This is a genomic window from Flavonifractor sp. HCP28S3_F3, assembly GCF_052065355.1.
Lineage (GTDB): Bacteria > Bacillota > Clostridia > Oscillospirales > Oscillospiraceae > Flavonifractor.
Genome location: NZ_JBQHUF010000014.1, coordinates 46,365 through 61,073 on the forward strand (window position 1 = coordinate 46,365; position 14,709 = coordinate 61,073).

The following is a 14,709-nucleotide window of genomic DNA, read 5'->3' on the forward strand; positions in this document are numbered from 1 at the left end:
TATATTCAGCAGTACTTGGCGATGGCGGCGGCGATCATGGCGGCGGCCTCGTCTACCACGGCGGCGTCACTGTCGATCAGGCCGGGCATGGGCTTGCGGACGGAACCGCAGTTCACACCGTTCTTGGCCAGGACAGCCTTCATCACGGCATACAGGTTGCCGTGGGCAGAGCACATCTTGTAGATGATGCGGCAGATGTCGTTCTGGATCTCACGGGCGGGCTCCATCTCGCCCTTCTGGAAGTGCTCATACACCTTCAGGAAGAGCTCGGGCATGACGGCGTAGGTGCCGCCGATGCCGGCGCAGGCGCCCATGGCCAGGCCGGAGACATACTGCTCGTCGGGACCGTTGAAAACCAGCACGCCGGCGTCACGCCACATCTGGATGTCCTGGACGGGCATTGAGGAGTTCTTCACGCCGATGACCCGGGGATTCTTCTTCATCTCAGCCAGCAGAGAGGGAGTGAGGGCCACGCCGGCCAGCTGGGGGATGTTGTAGATGACGAAGTCAGTATTGGGAGCGGCGGCGGAGATGTCGTTCCAGTACTGGGCAATGCCGTACTCAGGCAGGTGGAAGTAGATGGGAGGGATGGCGGCGATGGCGTCCACGCCCAGGCTCTCGGCATGGGCGGCCAGCTCACAGGAGTCGGCGGTGTTGTTGCAGGCCACATGGGCAATGATGACCACCTTGCCCTTGGCCTCAGCCATCACGTTCTCCAGTACCACCTTGCGCTCAGCCACGCTCTGGTAGATGCACTCACCGGAGGAGCCGCCCACATACAGGCCGTTGACGCCCTTGTCGATGAGGTAGCGGGTCAGGGCACGGACACCCTCGGGGGAGATGTTGCCGGCCTCGTCATAGCAGGCATAGAAGGCGGGGATTACGCCCTGGTACTTTTTCAGATCGCTCATGATATATTCCTTCTCTCAAAAAAGTTAAAAACAACACACAAAGAAAGGGATCAGCCCTTGACTGCGCCCATGGCGATGCCCTGGGTGAAGTACTTCTGGAAGGCGATAAACACCACCACGATGGGGATGGCGGCCAGGGCCGCACCGGCCATGATCAGACCGAAGTCGCTGGACATTTCGCCCTGCAGGTTGGCGATGGCCAGAGGCAGGGTCCAGTTCGTGTCGCTGGTGAGCATGACCAGCTGGAGGAAGTAATCGTTCCAGGTGTTGACGAAGGTAAAGATGGCCAGCGCGCCGATGCCCGGCTTGATCATGGGGAACACCACGCTGAAGAAGGTGCGCAGCTCACCGGCACCGTCCACGCGGGCAGCCTCCAGGATCTCGTTGGGGATGGTCTCGGAGAACTGCTTCATCAGGAAGACACCGAAAGGCCAGCCAACGGTGGGCAGGATCACGGCCCACAGGTTGTCGTTCATGTGGAAGAAAGTCATCTCCTGCAGCAGGGGGATCACGATGACCTGCTTGGGCAGGGCCATGGCGCAGATGATGATGGTAAACAGGATGCCCCGGCCATAGAACCGCTTCTTGCCCAGAGCGTAGCCGGCCAGGGCGGCGGTGAGGCAGGTGAGGATCATAGCCATGGCGGAGATGAAGATGATATTGAACAGCCAATGGAACGCGGGATGCTCAAACAGCCGCGCATAGTTGTCCATGGTAGGCTCCTGAGGGAACCAGATGGGATAGTTGGCATTGATCTCGATCTTGTTCTTGAAGGAACCGGTCACGATCCAGTACAGGGGGAACAGGAAGAAGATGGCCAACAGGATCAGCACCACCGCCGAAAATACCTTGTAGCCGGTGGAAGTGCCGCTCAGATCCGTATTTTTCGCTTTCATGTTCTCTCACTCCCCCCTTAGTCTGTCTTGACCAGCTTGAACTGGATGGCCGAGAAGATGGCAATGATGATGGCCAGAATCACGCCGATGGCGTTGGCGTAACCCAGATCGTTGAGCCGGTATGCGGTATCGTATACCTGATACATGATGGTCATGGTGGAATTCAGCGGTCCGCCCTTGGTCAGCAGCTGGATCAGAGCGAAGCACTGGAAGGAGTTGATGGTGGTGATGACCAGCACATACAGCGTGGTGGGCAGGATCTGGGGCCACTTGATCTTCCAGAACACCTGGAGCTTGGTGGCGCCGTCCACCTGAGCCGCTTCCACCAGGGACTGGTCCACGTTGCCCAGAGCCGCCACGTACAGCACGATGGGCTGGCCGATGGAGGTGGTGAACAGGATCAGAATGATGAACCAAATGGCGGTGGACGAAGTGCCCAGCCAGTCAAAGCCCTTGGTGCCGGTCAGCTGATTGAGTATGCCATAGTAGGGATGGAGGATCCACTTCCATACCACGGTGATAGCCACGGAGCCGGTAACCACCGGCAGGTAGAATACACAGCGGAAGAAGGAGCGGGGCACAGAGTGCATTTTGTAAATCGCGGAGCTCACCCACAGGGAGAAGGCGGTGACTGTGGGCACCGCCACCAGTACGATGAGCACCGTGTTCAGGAAGCCCCGGTGGAAAATGGGATCGTTAAACAGCTTGATGTAGTTGTCCAGTCCGGCAAAGCCCTTGATGCCGCCCAGGCCATACTCCGTGAAACTGTAAAACACGCAGATGAACATGGGTACCACCACGAAGGACACAAAGAAAATCAGACTGGGCAGCAGGAACAGGTAAGCGGAAATGGTTTCTCTCCGGACCAATGCCTTGCTCATGCCGGAGAACTGGGAACGCTTTTCCTTTTTCGGCTTCCGCTTGGCCGGAGCCGCTGCGGTGTTTTGCGCCATGAGTCTCTCCCCTCTTTCAACGTAGTCTCGCTTTCCCGGGATTCACACCGGGATAAAAAGCTGTGCCCGCCCCCTCACAGGGAGCGGGCACAACATTCTTGCTTGATGTCAGACCGTAACGGTCAGGATCAGCCGATGTTGGCGTTGGCCTGCTGCACAAAGTCGTCAGCCGCAGTCTGGGCGTCGGCACCGGTGGTCATGATCGCCTGGAGCATGGGCCACCACAGAGCGCGCTGCTCAGTCCAGCCGCCGGTCAGGTTGTAGTAACGGCCCAGATAGTTGCTCATCAGAGCGAAGGGAGCGCGCAGATCGGCGTCCTCAGCGTCGGCATAGACGTCGCCCCACTCGGAGTGCACGGGGAAGAAGCCGGTGGTCTTCACAGCCTCAACGCCGGTGGTCTGGTCGTTGCACACGAAGTCGATGAACTTCTTGGCGGCCTCGATCTTAGCCTCGTCGCCGTTGTCGAACACGCCGAAGCCGTAGGGGCCAGCCATCTCCAGCTCGGGCTCGCCGTCGTCAGAGGGGAAAGCCATGGCGAAGGGAGTGAACTGGGTCTGCTCAGCATACTGAGTGTAGTTGGAGTAGTTCCAGCAGAAGGTGACAGCACAAGTCTGGTTGGCAAAAGCCTGCAGCTCGTCGGCAGCGGCGAAGCTGGCGTTGGCGGAAATGGACTTGTTGTTCACCATGCTCTGCAGCAGCTGCAGGGCCTTCACGTTGTTCTCGCTGTTGGCGTTGTAGGAGCTGCCGTCCTCGGTGACATAGTAGTCGGAGTACAGGTTGTTCACCAGAGCGCGGGTGCCCTGGTCGCCGCCCTGGGCGCCGCAGTAGATGATGCCGGGCACGGTGATGTTGATGGTGCCGGCAGCAGAGGCGTCACGGATGGCCTCCATAGCCTTCACGAAGTTGTCGGTAGTCCAGGTACGGGTCTCTTCGTCGATGTACTGCAGGGCGTCGGCAGCCTCAAAGGCCTCATAGTTGATGGCCATGCAGTGGGCGGCAACGCTCAGGGGATACATGTAGTAAGTACCATCCAGCTGGGACACGGAGGAGATACCCTCGGCGATGTCAGAGCCGCCGCTCTCCCACAGGTCGCCCAGGTCCACCATCAGGTCGTTGCGAGCGTAGTTGCCCACGATGCGCTCGGGACCCTCAAAGATGATGTCGGGAGCCTGCTTGGAGGTGATGGCGGTGGTCAGCTTCTGGTCGCCGTCCTGATAGTTGATGGGAGTGACGGTCACGTTGATGTCGGGGTTGGCCTCGTTGAAGGCAGCCACGATGGGCTCCCAGGCAGCAGCGTCGGTGAAGCCGCCGATGTTGAAGGACCACAGGTTCAGCTCAATAGCGCCGGTGTTGGAGCCGCCGGTCTCGCCGCCAGCCGCGGGGGACTCGGTGCTGCCCTGAGTGCCGTTGCCGCAGGAGGCCAGTCCGAGGGTCATGCCAGCAGCCAGCAGGAGGGCAAGGGGTTTCTTCATGTTCATTGTCGTATCCTCCTCATTTTTAATAAAATTGCTTCTTCCCTACAAAGGACCCGTTGTATAGATTGTACAGTTCGCTAAAGGTTTTGTCAATAGTGTTTCAAAAAATTTTTCTTTTCACGAAAATTTGCAAATTTCTTTCAAATTCGCCCCTGTCAGATGTGCTTGTCAGAAAGCACCTCAGCCACCAGTTCCTGTCGGATGCGGCAGCCCTCCGGATCCCGGCGGCACACCTCGCCGAAGAGCACGTCGATCAGGTAGAGCTGGGCGATGCGGGCACCTACCGATCCGCCCTGCAGCGGGCCCTCCCGGGAGCCACACTGGAGCACCACATCGGCAAAGGCGGCGCCGGGGGACTTTGGGAAGCGGGTCACCAGGATCAGCCTGGCCTTCCGCTCCCGGATGATGCGCACATTCTTCAGCAGCTCCTTGGTGGAGCCGGAGTAGGAGAAGTAGATCACCACGTCCCCGGGGGTGAGCTGAGAGGCGGCGATGGCCTGGAGGTGGGAATCCATCACCGCGGTAAAGTTCATCTGAATGGTGCTGAACAGGTGGGCGCACTCCTGGGACAGGATCATGGACCCGCCCTGTCCCATGCACAGCACCCGGCCGGCGGAGATCACCATGTCCGCCGCCCGGCGGATGGCCTCCGGCTGGACCAGCTCCAGGGTCTGCTTCATGGCCTCCAGATCGGTGTCGAACACCTTCCGGGCCATCTCCTGCACGCTGTCCGCAGGCAGCAGCTTATCCTCCCGGGCGGGCAGCTCGCTCCGCCCGGCAGTGGCGTTGGCAATGGCCAGCTTGAAGGCACTGTAGCCCTTGTATCCCAGCCGGCGGCAGAAGCGGGAGATGGTGGCTTCCGCCACCCCCGCCTCCTCTGCCAGTTCAGAGATGGACATGAACTGGGTGCGCTGCTGGTGGATCACCGCGTAGTCGGCTACCTTCTTCTCCGCGCTGGTCAGTTCATAGTACTCGGTATTGATCTTCTCAAATACATTACTCAAGGGCATAAGCGCCACCTTACTCCCGGCTCAGCAGCTGCCCCAGCATCTGGTCGCACATGATGAGCATACGAGGCAGGTGGAAAGGACCCTTGAAGGTGGAACCCTTGCAGGCGGGCATGGTGGGCTTGCCGTCCCGGCGGAGATAGCCGTACCAGTCGCCGTACTCGGGATCGGAGAAGTGCTCCTTGCAGTAGTCCAGGGTGCGCTCGAACCAGGTAAGATACTTCTCATCCCCGGTGTCGCGGTAGATCATCAGAGAGGCAATGAGGATCTCGTCATGGGGCCACCACAGCTTCATGTCGTGCTCATAGGCCTCGGGGGGACGGCCCAGGCAGTCGATAAAGTAGAGCAGTCCGCCGTACTCGTAGTCCCAGCCGGCATTGATGGCCTGGTCGAAGATCTTCACAGCGGTGGCGTGCTGGTCCTTATCTCCCTTGCGGTTGGCGTCCTCCATCAGGAACCAGGAGCACTCAATGTCGTGGCCGGGGTTGACCACACGGCCCTCGGTAACGTCGCCCCGGAACTCACCGTTGGGACCCACGCTCTCCAGGGTGCAGCCCAGCTCAGGCTTATAGTGGTAGCGGAAGATCTCGTCCACACACTGCTGGGCCCGCTCGTTGTACAGAGCCTCCTGCTCGGGGTCCACCCGGCGCAGCACGGAGGTGATGTTCAGGTAGATCATGGGGTTGGCCAGGGCACGGCCGGACCGGGTCTCGGGGATGGTCTTGGGACCCATGCCGGTGGGGTCCTGGATCAGGCCCTGATTCAGGTTCCAGATCAGGTCATAGGCGGCCCGGGCACGGTCCAGGCACTCCTTGTCCCCGGTGACGCCGTAGTACTCCGCGTTGGCAATGGCATAAAAGCCCTCGGAGAAGCAGTAGCGGCGCTGACGGAGAGGCTTGCCGTCCCCGGTGACGGTGAAGTACATCCGGTTGCCCGCTTCCCGGTTGATGCAGTACTTCTCCATAAAATCCAGGCAACTCTTGCTGGCGTTCAGCCACTCGTCCTTCACGCCGTAGGTGTGGCACAGATAGGCAAACGTCCAGGCGCACCGGCCCTGCATCCACACGCTCTTGTCAGTGGAGAACACCTTGCCCTCCCGGTCCAGACAGGTGTACACACCGCCGTGCACCAGGTCCATACCATTCTTCAGCCAGAAAGAAACGCTGCGCTCCAGCTCCTCCTGGATCCACTTCCGATGCCCTTGCAGGCGAGCAGTCATATCCATTTTTATCAAACCCACCTTTCAAAAATAAAAAACCGGTCTCACTGCCTTCATCATACCCGCCGCCACACACCCCGTCAAGGGAAAAAAGAAAATAATTTTCAAAACGCTGAAAATATGCTTGACAGATTTAAAAAAACTGGTAGCCTATAAGCAAGGAAAGCTGTTTGTTTCTCACAAACTAAAGGAGGATCTCTTATGAAGCATCTGGGAATTGAAGTGCCCGTCAAGCATGTGCCGGAGCTGGACCCCGGCTTCCTCCCTCTGGGCAAATTCTGCGCATCCTTCCTGAAGGACGCCAAAAAGCCTCTGGACCTGGCAGTGGAGCGGGCCGGCGGCGAGGTGGCAGTGTACAAGACCTTTATCCACGGCACCCCCGACATGGCTGAGGCCGACCGGTACTATGTGGACCGCCTCATTAAGACCATGCTGTGGTACATGGGTGGTTTTAAGGTATATATCAGCGGCGACAAGGAGATCTTTGAGGCTATGAAGGCCACCTACTGTGTGGGCGGCAAGCGGTCCTTTGACGCCGAGTTCATGTCCAACGTGTATGAGAAGCCCTTTGAGGTGGTGTACTGCGACGCGGTCCCCGCCGAGAAGAGTAATCCCCAGGCGGTAGGCCGTCACCTGGGCGGCTGCCGCATCGGCTTTGACGCCGGCGGCTCCGACCGGAAGGTGTCCGCCGTCATCGACGGCCAGCCTGTGTTCTCTGAAGAGGTGGTGTGGTATCCCAAGGTCACTGCCGATCCGGACTACCACTATGACGGCATCGTGGCCGCCCTGAAGTCCGCCGCCGAGCATATGCCTCGTGTGGACGCGGTAGGCGTGTCCTCCGCCGGCATTTACATCGAGAACCGCACCATGGTGGCCTCCCTGTTCCTGAAGGTACCCAAGGAGGACTTTGATGCCAAGGTGAAGGACATCTACATCCGGGCCATCACCGATACCTTCGGCGACGTGCCCTACGTGGTGGCCAACGACGGTGACGTGTCCGCTCTGGCCGGCGCCATGAGCCTGGAGGAAAACAACATCATGGGCATCGCCATGGGTACCAGCGAGGCTGTGGGCTATGTGGATGAAAACGGCAACATCACCGGCTGGCTCAACGAGCTGGCTTTCGCCCCGGTGGATGTGAACCCCAACGCCATGGAGGACGAGTGGTCCGGCGACATCGGCTGCGGCGTGAAGTACTTCTCCCAGGACGGCGTCATCAAGCTGGCTCCCGCCGCCGGCATCAACCTCTCCCCCGATCTGGCTCCCGCCCAGAAGCTGAAGGAGATCCAGAAGATCATGGAGCAGCCCAACTCCCCCGCCGAGGCCATTTTCCGCTCCATCGGCGTGTACCTGGGCCACTCTCTGGCCCTGTACCACCACTTCTACGGCTTCAAGCACGTGCTGCTGCTGGGCCGGGTCATGTCCGGCAAGGGCGGCGACATCATCCTGGAGACCTGCAAGAACGTGCTGGCCGACGAGTACCCCGAGATCGCCGACAAGATCAATCCCACCCTGCCCGACGAAAAGGCCCGCCGGGTGGGTCAGTCCGTGGCCGCCGCCTCCCTGCCCGAGCTGAAGTAAGATGCGCCGGCACATCGTCTGCCTGGGAGACTCCAACACCCACGGCTACAGCCCGGACGCGCCCCAGTTCCGCTTTGGAGAAGAGGAGCGCTGGACTTGCCTGCTCCAGCGGGCGCTGGGTCAGGATTATCTGGTGCTGGAGGAGGGGCTGCCCGGCCGCACCACCGTCTTTGAGGACCCGGTGGAGGAGGGTATGCCCGCCCTCCCCTACCTCTATCCCTGCCTGAAGAGCCACGCCCCGGTGGATCTGCTGGTCATCATGCTGGGAACCAACGACACCAAGGAGCGGCTAAGCGCCAACGCCTGTGCCATCGGCAAGGGTATGACCCGGCTGGTGCGGAAGGCCCAGAGCATCGACTGCTGGGGAGAAAAGGGTCCCAACATCCTGCTGATCGCTCCCCTGGCCATCGGCAAGGGCGTGGAGCGCTCTCCGGTGGCTCAGGAGATGGGCCAGGGCTGCGTGGAGAAGTCCCTCCGGCTGCCCGGCCAGTTCCGGGCCGCCGCCAAAGAGCTGGGCTGCGCCTTCCTGGACGCCAACACGCTGGGACTGGAGCAGAACCAGGTGGACCACATGCACCTGACCCGGGACAGCCACCGGCTACTGGCTGAGGCTTTGGCCCAGCTGATCCCTACATTATTATAAAGATAAAAAAGGAGACCGCCTTGAGGCGGTCTCCTTTTTTACTCTTCTTGCTGTTCCTCCCGCTGAGCCTGGATATAGGGGCGGAAGATCCGCTCCAGCGGAAAGGAATGAAACAGGGCCAGCACCGCCGGCAGAACAGCGGCCAGTACCGGGATGTAAGAACAGATCCAGATAGACAGAGCCAGCAGCAGCCCCATCCCCACAGTGGAGGGGAGGTGAGCCATAGCCAGCTTGGAGCAGTTGAGCAGCAGCCCTCCCGTGCGGAAGGTGAAGCGGGACAGCACGGGAAACACATAGCACAGCGCCCCCAACGGCAGCAGCAGGAAGATCTGATAGGCTACATAGAGCACATACCCCGCCTGCCCCACCACAGCCGTCTGGTACAGCAGTCCCTGGAGGAACACCAGCAGCACCCCCGCCGGCAGGATGACCAGGGTAGTCAGCACCCCTACCTTCAGATTATCCCGGAACGTGCGGAAAAACATGACCCAGCTGTTGCGTTCGTTGCCCCGGATGCACCGGGTCACCGTATTGTACAGGGCCGCAGTGGACGGTCCGATGGTCACCACCGGGATGGAGCAGAACAGCCAGAACACGCTGAGCAGGAACAGATCCACGATTTTTCCTGTCACCTGGTAAAATCCGTTTTCCGGATTAAAGATGCCTCCTGCCACGCACATCTCACCTTTCGCCGTCAATGATTCTTATATTATAGGGTATTTTCCATGAAAATACAAGGCGCAACTCCCTTGACATATATAGGCCGCCGATATATAATCCAATATATCGATAACCTATATATAGGAGGCTGGGTATGGAACTGGACAGGAGTCTGGTCAGCGGCAGTATGGCGCTGCTGGTGATGAAGCTGCTGGAAGAGCAGGACATGTACGGCTATCAGATGATTGAGACCTTAAAGCAGCGGTCTGACGATACCTTTCGTCTGAAAGCCGGGACCCTCTATCCCCTGCTCCACGGACTGGAGGAAAAGGGGCTGGTCTCCGCCTACGAGCAGGAGGCCGCTGCGGGAAAGCCCCGGCGCTACTACCACCTGACAGAGGATGGTCATGCCGCCTTGGCGGAAAAAGAGGCGTCCTGGAATGAATACGCCCGGGCGGTGCAGCGGGTGCTGAAGGGAGGGATCTGCTGTGGAGAAGCCTGATACCATCCGTGGCTATCTGGATGCGGTGGCCGAGCAGATCCGTTGGCGGCGGGCCCGGCCGGTGGTGACCTGGGAGTTGGAGCGCCATCTGGAGGACCAGCGGGACGCCTTTGCCGCCGAGGGCCATGAGGACGCCGAGGCGATGGCGGTGGCGGAAATGGGGGACCCGGTATCCGTAGGGGCGGAGCTGGACCGGATGCATCGGCCCAAGCCTCAATGGGGTCTGCTGGCCTTGGCCATCCTGCTGGCTCTGGCCGGAACCGTCCTCCGGGTGTGGCTGACGGCGGACTGGGATGCCTATTACATGGCAATCAACCCCTACCGGGCGGGCCTGGCCTTTCTTCTGGGCAGCGGCGCGCTGCTGGTGGGGTATTTTCTGGATTACGGTTGGCTGGGCCGTCGGGGCGGCTGGGTCTACCTAGGCACACTGGTCGTCAGCTTTCTACTGCTGGTTCTCCCCCATCGGATGCCCAACGGGGTCCATTATTACCTCCGCTGCGTGGTGCTGCTCTACCCTCTGGCCTACACCTTCTGGGTGTACGCCTGCCGGAAAAAGGGGTGGCCCGGCCTGCTGGCTGCCATGGCGGGCGTTTTCCCCCTGTTTTGGTTCTGTCAGACTGCCCCCTACCTGTTCGGCACTCTCCTGCTGCTGTCCACGGGCACTTTGGTGCTGCTTATCGCGGCCTGGCAGGACTGGTTCGGCATTGGGCGTTGGAAAACTCTGTGGGTAACGGCAGCCTGCGCCGGAGCTTCAGCCATCGGGACAGTCTGGTATACCTTCCGGGACGTCTACGCCTCCGCCCGGCTGGCGGCAGCCTTCCACCCGGAACAGTTCGCGGATGGTGTCGGATATCATGCCATCCAGATCCAAAACGCCATTGCCGGGGCCAAATGGCTGGGAGAAGGAATCTGGAATTCAGCGGATTCCCGGCCCTATGCACTATCAGTACCGGGCTCCGGCACCGACAACTTTCTCACCACACTGATTCATAGGCTGGGCTGGCTGCCTTTCCTGCTGGTGGTGCTGGCCTTCGCAACGCTGGCGGTCTGGATCCTGCTGCGCTGCCTGCGGCAGAGCAGCCAGCTGGGAAAGGCGGTGGTGCTGGCCACCCTGCTCCCCCTGTGCCTCCAGGCCCTGTTCAGCATCGCCTGGAACCTGGGCCTCACCCTGCTCAGCAGCCCCTTTCCTCTCATCACCAGCAATATTAACACGGTGCTGGCCATGTTTCTCATCGGGCTGTGTCTATCGGTCTTTCGGGAGGAGCGCATCGCCCGGGAGAATGTATGCGATAAGATTTCATTTCCTAAATACCGGATCAAAATTTCCATTCAAAAAGTCTGACAAGCAAAAAAGGGAAGACGCGGTTGATACCGCGTCTTCCCTTTGACTAAAACAAAAACAAAAGGACATCCTTACGGATGTCCTTTTTGTTGGTGCGCGAGGCGGGACTTGAACCCGCACGTGCGTAATGCACACTAGAACCTGAATCTAGCGAGTCTGCCAATTCCACCACTCGCGCATCTTGTTTTGCGCTGTCGTTCAGCGCGAGATTTATATTACCACGCATCTTTCCACTTGTCAACAGTTTTTTTGCTCTTTCTCCAAAATTTTTCCCAGGGCTTGCGAGAATTCAAGGTTGACAAATGCTCCCTGGGCCGCTATAATAATCAAGCAGTCTTTTGACAGGCTGTTTTTGCGGATGTGCTGGAACTGGTAGACTGGCTAGCTTGAGGTGCTAGTGGCCCACGGCCGTACGGGTTCGAGTCCCGTCATCCGCACCATATGCGCGAGTGGTGGAATTGGCAGACTCGCTAGATTCAGGTTCTAGTGTGCATTACGCACGTGCGGGTTCAAGTCCCGCCTCGCGCACCACAAAGCCTTGAAACCATTTGGTTTCAAGGCTTTTTTACTATTCTGCAGGGGGTGGAATTTATGACAGGCATCATTGACGTGGGCGGCGGGATGCGGGGCATCTACACTGCGGGCGTATACGACTATCTGCTGGACCACAATATTTCTCTGGACTACTGCCTGGGCGTCTCGGCAGGCAGCGCCAACCTGGTCTCCTATCTGGCCGGGCAGCGGGGCCGCAACCGCCGGTTTTACACCAACTACGCCAACCGCCGGGAGTATATGAGCCTGCACAACTTCGTGACCACCGGCTCCTATGTGGATGTGGACTACATCTACTCCACCCTCAGTGACTCCCACGGGGAGGACCCCATCGACTACGCCGCCTTTGAGGCCAATCCCAGCCAATATGTGGCGGTGGCTACCGACGCACGGACCGGTATGGCCCGCTATTTTACCCGGGCGGACGTCCACCCGGACGATTTCTCCGTGGTCAAGGCCTCCTGCTGCCTGCCCATTGCCTGCCGTCCCTACCGGATCGACGGGATTCCCTATTTCGACGGCGGCGTGGCCGACCCGGTACCCTATCGCAAGGCCCTGGAGGACGGCTGCGACAAGATCATCGTCCTGCTCACCCGCCCCCGGGACTTCCGCCGTCCGCCCCTCAGCCATCCCCATGTGGCACAGCTGGCTCTCCACACCTATCCCAAGGCGCTGGAGGCCCTGCTCCAGCGTCACCTGCGGTACAACCAGGCGGTGGAGGAAGTCATTGAGCTGGAAATGCAGGGCAAGGCCCTGCTGCTGGCTCCCGCCGATATCGACGGCATCAGCACCCTGAAGCGCAACGGTCTGGCTATGGACCGGCTGTACGGTTACGGCTATCAGGACGGCGCCAAGCTGGAGGCCTTCCTGAACCACTGAAAGGAGAAGCGCTCATGTTTGACGTCAGTCAGATCCCCCATTACCGGGAAAACAACCGTCTGGAGGCCAAGCTGGCTACCGGCGGCCTGCCCCACAGCATCTGGGAGACCTACTCCGCCTTCGCCAACTCCTACGGCGGGGTGATCCTGCTGGGGGTGGAGGAGCTGCCCGACCACTCCCTCCGGGCCCAGGGTCTACTGGATCCCCAGGAGCTGATCGAGGAGTTCACCGCCCTGCTCTCCGACCCCAAGGTGGTCAGCGTCAATCTGCTGGGCGAGAACGACATCCAGATCCTCTCTGTGGACGGAAAGGACATCATCGCCATCTGCGTCCCCATGGCGGAGCAGGATCAGCTGCCGGTGTACATCGGCGGCGACCTGGTGCGGGGCTCCTACCGCCGCAGCGGCGACGGGGACTATCACTGCACCCAGGCGGAGCTCAACGCCATGCTCTCCGGCCGCTCTCATTAAAATCAAACCGCCCGCCGGCAATGCCGGCGGGCGGTTGTTTTGTTTACAGATTAGCGTCCAGTACAGCGGTGTAGGCGGCGGGAGGCATGACGCCCACCTTCCGGTCGAACTCCTTGCCGTCCTTCAGGAACACCACAGTGGGGATGCTCATGACCCCGAAGCGCATAGCCAGGCCGGGCTCGTCGTCCACGTTCACCTTGCCTACCAGGGCCTTGCCCTCGTATTTACCGGCCAGGTCCTCCATCACGGGAGAGAGCATCTTGCAGGGGCCGCACCAGGAGGCCCAGAAGTCCACCATAGAAATGCCGTTGGCAGTCGCCTTGTCAAAACCGTCCTGAGTCAGATGAATGATCGCCATAATAAAATCTTCCTTTCTCTGTGTGTATGTCATGCAATCGGATTGTGATCGATATATTCCGCCGCCCGGTGGCCCGCCACCTGGCCCTCCCCCACGGCCTTGGAGACCTGGAGAGGCAGGCCGGTGCAGTCTCCGGCAGCAAACACGCCTGGGATACTGGTGGCCATGTTCCGGTCCACCTTGATATAATTTCCGTCCAGCTCCAGCCCGGGGAGCAGGTCCGCCGGAGCCATGGAGGCGCGGAGGATGAACACGCCCTCACAGGGGATGGTGGTACTGCCGGCCCGGAGGCCCTCCACCTTCTGTCCGCCCAGCACCTCCACCTTCCCGGCCTTCACCGCCGGGATATCGGGCCGCAGAGCGTCGGGCTCATTGGGGCTGATATAGGTGACCTTACAGCCAATCTCCTTCAGCCAGTTGGCCTCCTGGGGAGCGTCGGCCGCCAGGCCCACCACAGCCACTTCCTTGCCCCGGTAGAGCATCCCGTCACAGGTGGCACAGTAGCTCACCCCTGCGCCCAGGTGCTCCTCCTCCCCGGCGTACTTGGCGGAGCGCACCACGCCGGTGGCCAGTACCACCGCCCGGGCCTGCTCCATGTCGCTGCCGATACTCAGGTAGAATGTGCCGTTCATGGCCATGATATTCAGTACCCGGCCTTCTTTCCGCTCCACGCCCATCTGAGCGGCGTGGGTACGGAACCGCTCCAGCAGTTCTTTGCCGGTCACATCATAAAAGCCCAGATAATTGTCAATGCGCTGGGTCTTATAGAGCGGATTGTCCCGGTCGTCGCCGCTGACCACCAGCACCGACTTGCCTCGGGCACGGGTCTGGATGGCCGCTGACAGCCCCGCAGGGCCTCCGCCGATCACCGCAACATCGTACACTGGTACTCCTCCTCCCTATCGCCGAAGAGCGCCGCGACCACCGCCGCCGCCTCAGGATCGGCTACCTCATAGTAGACCTCGTTCCCGGACCGGGCCGCCCGCACGATCCCCGCCGCCTTCAGCCGCATCAGATGCTGAGAGATGCAGGACTGGGACTGGCCGGTATGGCTCTCCATGCAGCCCACATTGCGGCAGCCGTTCACCAGCAGGCCCCGGACGATCTGCAGCCGCAGAGGATGGGAAAGGGCCTTCAGCAGCTCCGCCTTCCGGGCATAGCAGACTTCCTGTTCCATGTTGGTCTCACCTCATTCGCTGTTTCTAATATTATTATATTCAAACATTCTAATATGTCAATGCTTTTAAAAAAATTTTTTATC

General features: G+C 60.0%; 16 protein-coding genes and 3 tRNA genes. 8 read left to right on the plus strand and 11 right to left on the minus strand.

What is annotated here, in order from left to right:
- Positions 1–5: 5 nt before the first annotated feature.
- The 6 genes from ACTNB1_RS12220 to ACTNB1_RS12245 form a co-directional block, all read right to left on the minus strand.
- Positions 6–911, minus strand: coding sequence for a dihydrodipicolinate synthase family protein (locus tag ACTNB1_RS12220; protein ID WP_441169811.1), 906 nt, complete (start codon positions 909–911; stop codon positions 6–8).
- A gap of 50 nt (positions 912–961) precedes the next feature.
- Positions 962–1,807 carry a carbohydrate ABC transporter permease gene (locus ACTNB1_RS12225; protein ID WP_441169812.1) on the minus strand — a complete coding sequence of 282 codons (846 nt, stop codon included), beginning with the start codon at positions 1,805–1,807 and terminating at the stop codon, positions 962–964.
- Positions 1,808–1,824: 17 nt separating this feature from the next.
- The gene (locus ACTNB1_RS12230; protein ID WP_441169813.1) at positions 1,825–2,760 is read right to left on the minus strand and encodes a carbohydrate ABC transporter permease; all 936 of its coding nucleotides are present in this window, start codon (positions 2,758–2,760) and stop codon (positions 1,825–1,827) included.
- Positions 2,761–2,888: 128 nt separating this feature from the next.
- On the minus strand, positions 2,889–4,238 hold the full coding sequence (locus ACTNB1_RS12235; protein WP_441169815.1) for an ABC transporter substrate-binding protein: 1,350 nt from the start codon (positions 4,236–4,238) through the stop codon (positions 2,889–2,891).
- A 152-nt stretch (positions 4,239–4,390) separates the two neighbouring features.
- Complete coding sequence (locus tag ACTNB1_RS12240; RefSeq protein ID WP_441169817.1) at positions 4,391–5,245, minus strand: MurR/RpiR family transcriptional regulator; 855 nt, start codon at positions 5,243–5,245, stop codon at positions 4,391–4,393.
- A gap of 10 nt (positions 5,246–5,255) precedes the next feature.
- Entirely contained in the window at positions 5,256–6,467 is a 1,212-nt protein-coding gene (locus tag ACTNB1_RS12245; protein ID WP_441169819.1) for an AGE family epimerase/isomerase, read from the minus strand.
- Positions 6,468–6,662: 195 nt separating this feature from the next.
- Here ACTNB1_RS12245 and ACTNB1_RS12250 point away from each other — a divergent pair, with 195 nt between their 5' ends.
- Both ACTNB1_RS12250 and ACTNB1_RS12255 read left to right on the plus strand, forming a co-directional pair.
- Positions 6,663–8,042, plus strand: a complete 1,380-nt coding sequence (locus tag ACTNB1_RS12250; protein WP_441169820.1) for an ROK family protein — start codon at positions 6,663–6,665, stop codon at positions 8,040–8,042.
- 1 nt (position 8,043) lies between these two features.
- Entirely contained in the window at positions 8,044–8,685 is a 642-nt protein-coding gene (locus ACTNB1_RS12255) for a GDSL-type esterase/lipase family protein (protein ID WP_441169822.1), read from the plus strand.
- A gap of 38 nt (positions 8,686–8,723) precedes the next feature.
- On the opposite strand, the gene ACTNB1_RS12260 is transcribed toward ACTNB1_RS12255, so the two are convergent.
- Positions 8,724–9,365: a YesL family protein gene (locus ACTNB1_RS12260; RefSeq protein WP_441169823.1), complete on the minus strand. Its 642-nt coding sequence runs from the start codon at positions 9,363–9,365 to the stop codon at positions 8,724–8,726.
- A gap of 134 nt (positions 9,366–9,499) precedes the next feature.
- Between ACTNB1_RS12260 and ACTNB1_RS12265 the strand changes: the two genes are divergently transcribed.
- Positions 9,500–9,847, plus strand: coding sequence for a PadR family transcriptional regulator (locus tag ACTNB1_RS12265; protein ID WP_441169824.1), 348 nt, complete (start codon positions 9,500–9,502; stop codon positions 9,845–9,847).
- Positions 9,834–11,189 carry a permease prefix domain 1-containing protein gene (locus ACTNB1_RS12270; protein ID WP_441169825.1) on the plus strand — a complete coding sequence of 452 codons (1,356 nt, stop codon included), beginning with the start codon at positions 9,834–9,836 and terminating at the stop codon, positions 11,187–11,189. The genes ACTNB1_RS12265 and ACTNB1_RS12270 overlap by 14 nt, the downstream gene beginning before the upstream one ends.
- A gap of 90 nt (positions 11,190–11,279) precedes the next feature.
- Here the strand turns inward: ACTNB1_RS12270 and ACTNB1_RS12275 are convergent.
- Positions 11,280–11,367, minus strand: a tRNA-Leu gene (locus tag ACTNB1_RS12275).
- A gap of 176 nt (positions 11,368–11,543) precedes the next feature.
- Between ACTNB1_RS12275 and ACTNB1_RS12280 the strand changes: the two genes are divergently transcribed.
- The 4 genes from ACTNB1_RS12280 (at position 11,544) to ACTNB1_RS12295 (ending at position 13,090) form a co-directional block, all read left to right on the plus strand.
- Positions 11,544–11,629: transfer RNA gene (locus ACTNB1_RS12280), tRNA-Leu, on the plus strand.
- 3 nt (positions 11,630–11,632) lie between these two features.
- Positions 11,633–11,720 (plus strand) — tRNA-Leu (locus ACTNB1_RS12285).
- Between the two features lie 60 nt (positions 11,721–11,780).
- Positions 11,781–12,620, plus strand: coding sequence for a patatin-like phospholipase family protein (locus tag ACTNB1_RS12290; protein WP_441169826.1), 840 nt, complete (start codon positions 11,781–11,783; stop codon positions 12,618–12,620).
- Positions 12,621–12,634: 14 nt separating this feature from the next.
- Positions 12,635–13,090 carry an AlbA family DNA-binding domain-containing protein gene (locus tag ACTNB1_RS12295; protein ID WP_441169828.1) on the plus strand — a complete coding sequence of 152 codons (456 nt, stop codon included), beginning with the start codon at positions 12,635–12,637 and terminating at the stop codon, positions 13,088–13,090.
- A gap of 43 nt (positions 13,091–13,133) precedes the next feature.
- Here ACTNB1_RS12295 and trxA read toward each other — a convergent pair whose 3' ends face one another.
- From trxA to ACTNB1_RS12310, 3 genes are read right to left on the minus strand one after another with little or no spacing between them, the layout of a single operon-like run.
- The gene (gene trxA, locus ACTNB1_RS12300; RefSeq protein ID WP_441169830.1) at positions 13,134–13,448 is read right to left on the minus strand and encodes a thioredoxin; all 315 of its coding nucleotides are present in this window, start codon (positions 13,446–13,448) and stop codon (positions 13,134–13,136) included.
- Between the two features lie 29 nt (positions 13,449–13,477).
- Positions 13,478–14,332: an NAD(P)/FAD-dependent oxidoreductase gene (locus tag ACTNB1_RS12305; protein ID WP_441169831.1), complete on the minus strand. Its 855-nt coding sequence runs from the start codon at positions 14,330–14,332 to the stop codon at positions 13,478–13,480.
- Positions 14,314–14,625: an ArsR/SmtB family transcription factor gene (locus ACTNB1_RS12310; protein ID WP_441169833.1), complete on the minus strand. Its 312-nt coding sequence runs from the start codon at positions 14,623–14,625 to the stop codon at positions 14,314–14,316. Before ACTNB1_RS12310 ends, ACTNB1_RS12305 begins: the two co-directional genes overlap by 19 nt.
- Positions 14,626–14,709: the final 84 nt, after the last annotated feature.